Annotated in this window: 7 protein-coding genes, 1 tRNA gene and 1 pseudogene; 4 read left to right on the forward strand and 5 right to left on the reverse strand. The window is 70.4% G+C overall.

Annotated features, from left to right (window positions below; genetic code table 11):
- A pseudogene (locus K6I33_RS30345) lies at positions 1 to 185 on the reverse strand (class E sortase); the annotation flags it as partial.
- A 21-nt stretch (positions 186 to 206) separates the two neighbouring features.
- Complete coding sequence (locus K6I33_RS30350; protein ID WP_229357757.1) at positions 207 to 971, reverse strand: DUF881 domain-containing protein; 765 nt, start codon at positions 969 to 971, stop codon at positions 207 to 209.
- Between the two features lie 162 nt (positions 972 to 1,133).
- Here K6I33_RS30350 and crgA point away from each other — a divergent pair, with 162 nt between their 5' ends.
- A complete protein-coding gene (gene crgA / locus K6I33_RS30355; RefSeq protein WP_229357758.1) occupies positions 1,134 to 1,388 on the forward strand; it encodes a cell division protein CrgA in 255 nt (84 codons plus the stop codon).
- A 272-nt stretch (positions 1,389 to 1,660) separates the two neighbouring features.
- Here the strand turns inward: crgA and K6I33_RS30360 are convergent, their stop codons facing one another.
- A complete protein-coding gene (locus tag K6I33_RS30360) occupies positions 1,661 to 2,521 on the reverse strand; it encodes a rhomboid family intramembrane serine protease (protein WP_229357759.1) in 861 nt (286 codons plus the stop codon).
- A gap of 168 nt (positions 2,522 to 2,689) precedes the next feature.
- Complete coding sequence (locus K6I33_RS30365; RefSeq protein ID WP_229357760.1) at positions 2,690 to 3,217, reverse strand: peptidylprolyl isomerase; 528 nt, start codon at positions 3,215 to 3,217, stop codon at positions 2,690 to 2,692.
- Between the two features lie 228 nt (positions 3,218 to 3,445).
- Here K6I33_RS30365 and K6I33_RS30370 point away from each other — a divergent pair, with 228 nt between their 5' ends.
- A complete protein-coding gene (locus K6I33_RS30370) occupies positions 3,446 to 4,096 on the forward strand; it encodes a DUF5324 family protein (RefSeq protein WP_229357761.1) in 651 nt (216 codons plus the stop codon).
- Positions 4,097 to 4,247: 151 nt separating this feature from the next.
- Here K6I33_RS30370 and K6I33_RS30375 read toward each other — a convergent pair.
- Positions 4,248 to 4,323, reverse strand: a tRNA-Ala gene (locus K6I33_RS30375).
- A 118-nt stretch (positions 4,324 to 4,441) separates the two neighbouring features.
- Here K6I33_RS30375 and K6I33_RS30380 point away from each other — a divergent pair.
- Positions 4,442 to 4,987 (forward strand): DNA-binding protein, encoded by a 546-nt coding sequence (locus tag K6I33_RS30380; RefSeq protein WP_229357762.1) that lies wholly within the window; start codon positions 4,442 to 4,444, stop codon positions 4,985 to 4,987.
- A 51-nt stretch (positions 4,988 to 5,038) separates the two neighbouring features.
- Positions 5,039 to 5,935: serine/threonine-protein kinase (locus K6I33_RS30385; protein WP_229357763.1), on the forward strand; the 897-nt coding region annotated here is incomplete at its 3' end.

Genomic DNA, 5,935 nt, shown 5'->3' on the forward strand with positions numbered 1-5,935 from the left:
GAGGGGGGTGCCGCGGCGGGCGGGCCCGCGGCCCACCGCTCCCGGAGGCGGCCGATCTCGTCGTCCATGGCGCTGTCGGCGCGGACGCCGGTCCAGTAGAGGAGGTAGACGACGAAGAGCACGATCAGCGTGCCGACGGTCAGGCACAGTTCGCTGAGCGTCCGTACGACGAGGCGTGAGCGCACCGGCCGGACACCTCCCGGGGGTCATCCCATGGGCTTGGCGTAGTGGAGATCCACTGTGCCCGAGTAGCCGGGGAGAGTCACCGCCTCGTGCTGGTCGACTTTCCAGCCGAGGCCGTAGGCGGCGACGTACTGGAGGTAGTTCTGGATCGCCGGGGAGGCGTCCAGGGCCTTGCGGAGGGCGCCCCGGTCACCGACGGCGGTGATCTTGTACGGCGGTGAGTAGACGCGGCCCTGGAGGATGAGGGTGTTGCCCACGCAGCGGACCGCGCTGGTGGAGATCAGCCGCTGGTCCATCACCTGGATGCCTCGGGCGCCGCCCTGCCAGAGGGCGTTGACGACGGCCTGGAGGTCCTGCTGGTGGATGACGAGGTCGTTGGGCTGGGGCTGGGGCACCCCGGGGATCTTCGCGGTGGCGTTGGGCGGGGCGTCGGTGAGGGTGACGGTCAGGCCCTGGCCCGCGAGCTTGCGGGTGCCGGCGGCGTCCTCCAGCGCGGCGAGCTTGCGCTGCTCGGCCGCCGTGCCGCCGTTGTCGCGCCGGGCGAGGGCGTCGACCTGGGCGCGGGCCGCCGCGGCGCTGTCCTCGAGGTCGCCGTTCTTGCGGCTGCGCTCCCGGATGAGGTCCGACAGACGGAGCATGGAGTCGTCGGTGCGGATGTTGGTGCCCTGGGCGGTGTTGAAGCTCATCCAGAAGATGAGGCCCGCCAGCGCGAAGACGCCGCCGGTCAGCAGCCGCACCGGACGGAAGCGCCGGACGGGCCCACTGGTGGAGTCCGCAGAATTACTCACCGTACCCTTATCCTCTCCGACGCCGCGGAAGCACTACGCTAACGGACGCCCGGGGGAACGAAGCGCTCCCGTCGCTCCCGCCCCGGCGGACAGCCCATGTGATACCCAGCCCCATGTGAACCCCAGCGCGGTCACGCAGCGCATCGACAGGAGAGTTCCCTCGTGCCGAAGTCACGGATCCGCAAGAAAGACGACTTCACGCCGCCGCCGGTGAAGCAGCAGAGCATCAGGCTGACGACGGGGCGTCGCTGGGTGGCGCCACTGATGCTGGCGCTGTTCCTGATCGGCCTGGCCTGGATCGTCGTCTTCTACGTGACGAGCGGCGACATGCCGGTGGAGTCCCTGAAGAACTGGAACATCGTGGTCGGCTTCGGCTTCATCGCGGCGGGCTTCGTCGTCTCCACCCAGTGGAAGTAGCGGGGTTATCCACACCCTCATCCACAGTGGGGAAAACTCAGAAGATCTGTGGATAACTTCCCTGGCGTTGACGCCGGTGTGACTGATCGCAAGCGCTGTGTATCCAGGGTCACACCGGCGCCTTCCAGCGAAAACGCAGCTCGGCAGGGGTGCGGGAAGCCAGAACACCTGTTCCCATACGGCGTGCACAAGATCCCGCACTCGTTGTGGACAACCTGTGCGTCCACCGATGTGGGTGACCCGCGCCCCCCGGGCGCGGGCCCCCGCCCGGATCAGGCGAGCTGCGCCGTCCGGACGACCACCAGGGCGGCGATCACCAGCAGGGCCGCCGCACAGGTCAGCCGCTGGACCAGCAGCCGCTTGCCGCGCGGGGCGTGCACCATCCCGTAGGCCACCGCCGTGCCCACCACCAGGCCGCCGACATGCGCCTCCCAGGCGATGTTGCTCCAGGTGAAGGTGAAGATCAGGTTGAGCACGAGCAGCGCCACGACCGGCCGCATGTCGTACTTCAGACGCCGCATCAGCACGGCCGTGGCACCCAGCAGACCGAAGATCGCGCCCGAGGCGCCGAGCGACGGCTGATTGGGCGCGGCGACGTAATAGGTCAGCGCGCTGCCGCCGAGACCGGCCAGCAGATAGAGGGCCAGATAGCGGACCCGGCCCAGCGCCGCCTCCAGCGGCGGGCCCAGCCACCACAGCGAGAGCATGTTGAAGGCGATGTGCATCGGTGCCTGATGCAGGAACATCGCCGTCAGCAGCCGGTACCACTGCCCCTCGGCGACGCCCTCCAGCGGGCCGAAGTCCGACAGCGTCGCCCGCCCGAACAGCTCCATGGCGTCCATCAGCCGGTCGCCGGTGGCCATCACCGCGATCCACACGGCGACGTTGATCCCCAGCAGGACCTTGGTGACCAGCCGCGGATCACTCGTATGGACCGCCCCGGCGACCGTGCGCGCGGCCGTCGCCCGGTGATCGTGACCCGTACCGGAGCCGCCGCTCACACACTCCGGGCACTGGAAGCCCACGGAGGCGCTCACCATGCACTCCGGGCAGATGGGGCGCTCACAGCGGACGCAGCGGATGCCGGTCTCCCGGTCCGGATGCCGGTAGCAGCGGACGGCCTGCTCGTTCATGCTCTCCCTCGCCCCTGTGTCGGGCCCTCGCCCCTGTGCCGGACCGGTGTGCCCACCGCACAACGCACGGCCCCGCCCGTCATACGGACGGGCGGGGCGCCAGGTTCCCACGGGACGCCGGGGCCCGGGGGCCCACGGCGGATCTCCGCGGGGTGTGCGAAGCGGTCGTCAGCGGGACTCGATGACGACCGACTCGATGACCACGTCGTTGACCGGACGGTCGGTGCGCGGGTTGGTGGCGGTGGTGGCGATGGCGTCCACGACCTTCTTCGAGGCGTCGTTGCTGACCTCGCCGAAGATGGTGTGCTTGCGGGTCAGCCACGCGGTGGGCGACACGGTGATGAAGAACTGCGAGCCGTTGGTGCCCGGGCCGGCGTTGGCCATGGCCAGCAGGTAGGGCTTGTCGAAGGCGAGGTCCGGGTGGAACTCGTCCTTGAACTGGTAGCCCGGGCCGCCGGTGCCGTTGCCCAGCGGGTCGCCGCCCTGGATCATGAAGCCCTCGATGACACGGTGGAAGATCGTGCCGTCGTACAGCTTGTCCGTCGTCTTGGCGCCCGTCTTCGGGTTCACCCACTCGCGCTCGCCGTTCGCCAGCTCGACGAAGTTCTTGACCGTCTGGGGGGCGTGGTTCGGCAGAAGCCGGATCTCGATGTCGCCCTGGTTGGTCTTCAGGGTGGCGTAAAGCTGCTCGGCCACGATCTACCTTCCATAGTGTTCACTGACGGCTACCGATCCTCGCACGGCGGGTTCGCGGCGAGTAGCCGACAAAGCCCGGCGCGCGGCGGCGAACCATGGCATTGTCGACCGAAGCTCCCCTGATGACCCGGATGCCCGATCGCACATGCCGGACCGCCCATCGGCAGGCATGATTTTTCCACTGGGTGGAAAGGCGACAAACCATACGCCACCGAGGAGGAGGATCCCGTGACCCGCAAGGACAGCGTGCGCGCCGCGACCAGCACCGCCAAGGACAGCGTGCGCCACGCCGCGGAAGTGGTGGCGCCCTACGCCGGCACGGCCAAGGACACCGCCGTGCACTACGCCCACGAGGCCCGCACCCGGCTCGCCCCCATGGTCGCCGAGGCCGCGCACCAGGCCCGCTCGCAGTACGACACCCATCTCCACCCGCGCATCGAGCACGCGCGCGACGCCCTGCCGCCCAAGGTCGACCAGGTCGCGACGAGGGCCCGCGCCGTCGCCGAGCCCGTACGGGACGAGGCGCTCTCCCGGGGCACCGCCGCCCTCGCCGCGCTGCGCGGCCAGGTGTCCGCCGAGGACGTGGAGAAGCTGACCCGCCGCCGGGACCGCCGCTGCCGCAGCGGGCGCGTGGCCAGGCGGCTCGTGGTGTTCGGGCTCCTCACGGCCGGCGCCGTCGTCGCCTGGAAGTGGTGGGACCGGCAGGCCAACCCGGACTGGCTCGTCGAGCCCCCGGAGGCCACCGAGCCCGCCGACCGCGCGCACCTGTCCTCCGTCGACGGCACCGGCGACCGTTCCGTCCTCGACCCGGAGGTCCAGGCCAAGCAGGACCGGGCGGACACGGAGGCCTCCACCGACGGCGACGACGACCGCCCCTGACGACCGCCCCCGGGGGAACGGCGAAACGGGCACCGGCACAGGCCCTCCACACGGCCCGCACACAGTCGGCACACGGTTCGGCCGCACCGTACGGCCACCGGGGAACACAAAACCCCTCCGACCGCGTTTCCGCAGGTCGGAGGGGTTTTCGTGGTGGAGCCTAGGGGAGTCGAACCCCTGACATCTGCCATGCAAAGACAGCGCTCTACCAACTGAGCTAAGGCCCCGTCGGGGACCAGACTACCCGGTGTCGGCGCTCTTTCCCGACCGGGTATCGCCGCGACCCACCACTCTCCGTAGGATGCACCGCAAGATTCGCGGCAGCGAAGCGAAGGGGAGAGCGTGATGGACGCAGCACAGCAGGAAGCCACCGCCCGCGCACGGGAGCTACAGCGCAGCTGGTACGGGGAGCCGTTGGGGGCACTCTTCCGCCGTCTCATCGACGACCTCGGCCTCAACCAGGCCCGTCTCGCGTCCGTCCTGGGCCTCTCCGCCCCCATGCTCTCCCAGCTGATGAGCGGTCAGCGCGCCAAGATCGGCAACCCCGCCGTGGTCCAGCGGGTCCAGGCGCTCCAGGAGCTCTCCAGCCAGGTCGCGGACGGCACCGTGAGCGCGGCCGAGGCCGCGGAGCGGATGGAGGAGGTCAAGAAGAGCTCGGGAGGCTCCGTCCTCAACTCCACCCAGACCACGGCCAGCAGCGGGGCGCCGACCGTGCGCCGGGTGGTGCGCGAGATCCAGTCGCTGCTGCGGTCCGTGGCGGGCGCGGGGGACATCATCGACGCCGCCGAGACCCTCGCCCCCACCCACCCCGAACTCGCCGAGTTCCTCCGGGTGTACGGCGCCGGGCGGACCGCCGAGGCGGTCGCCCACTACGAGGCGCACCAGAACTGACCGTGCCGGGGGGAGCCGGCGCACGGCGGAGGCGGGGGTGACACGCACGACATGGGCGAGCTCTTCGCTGGGCGGTACGGGCTGGTGGACCCGATCGGGCGGGGCGGGGCGGGCGCCGTCTGGCGGGCCTGGGACCAGCGGCGGAAGCGCTACGTGGCCGCGAAGGTGCTGCAGCAGAGCGACGCCCACACGCTGCTGAGGTTCGTCCGCGAGCAGGCGCTGCGCATCGACCATCCCCATGTGCTGGCCCCGATGAGCTGGGCGGCCGACGACGACAAGGTGCTGTTCACCATGGAGATGGTGGGCGGCGGCTCGCTCGCCCATCTCATCGGCGACTACGGGCCGTTGCCGCCGCATTTCGTCTGCGTATTACTGGACCAGCTGCTGTCCGGGCTCGCGGCGGTGCACGCGGAAGGCGTGGTGCACCGGGACATCAAACCGGCCAACCTCCTTTTGGAGGCGACCGGTACGGGCCGCCCGCATTTACGGCTCTCCGATTTCGGGATCGCCATGCGCAAGGGCGAGCCGAGGCTCACGGACACCAACTTCGTCATGGGTACGCCCGGTTACTTCGCGCCGGAGCAAATGCTGGGCGAGGAACCGGACTTTCCCGCCGACCTCTTCGCCGTCGGTCTGGTGGCCCTCTATCTCCTCACGGGCCGGAAACCGGACGCCGAGGCGCTGGTCGAGCTGTTCCCCGGGCAGGGCGTGCCGAGCGCTCCCCAGGAGGTGCCCGAGCCGCTCTGGGAGGTCGTCGCCAATCTGCTCCACCCCGATCCGTACGCCCGCTTCCGTACGGCCACGGGGGCGCGCAAGGCCCTGGCGACGGCCGTGGAGCTGCTGGATCCGCCCGACGCCGACGAGGAGCGGATCGAGGTCTTCGACCAGCTGGGCCCGCTGCCGCCCGGTTTCGGGCCGGACGGCCCGGAGCGCGGCCCGGAGCCCCTC

The sequence above is a fragment of the Streptomyces sp. UNOB3_S3 genome (genome assembly GCF_020740895.1).
Taxonomy (GTDB): domain Bacteria; phylum Actinomycetota; class Actinomycetes; order Streptomycetales; family Streptomycetaceae; genus Streptomyces.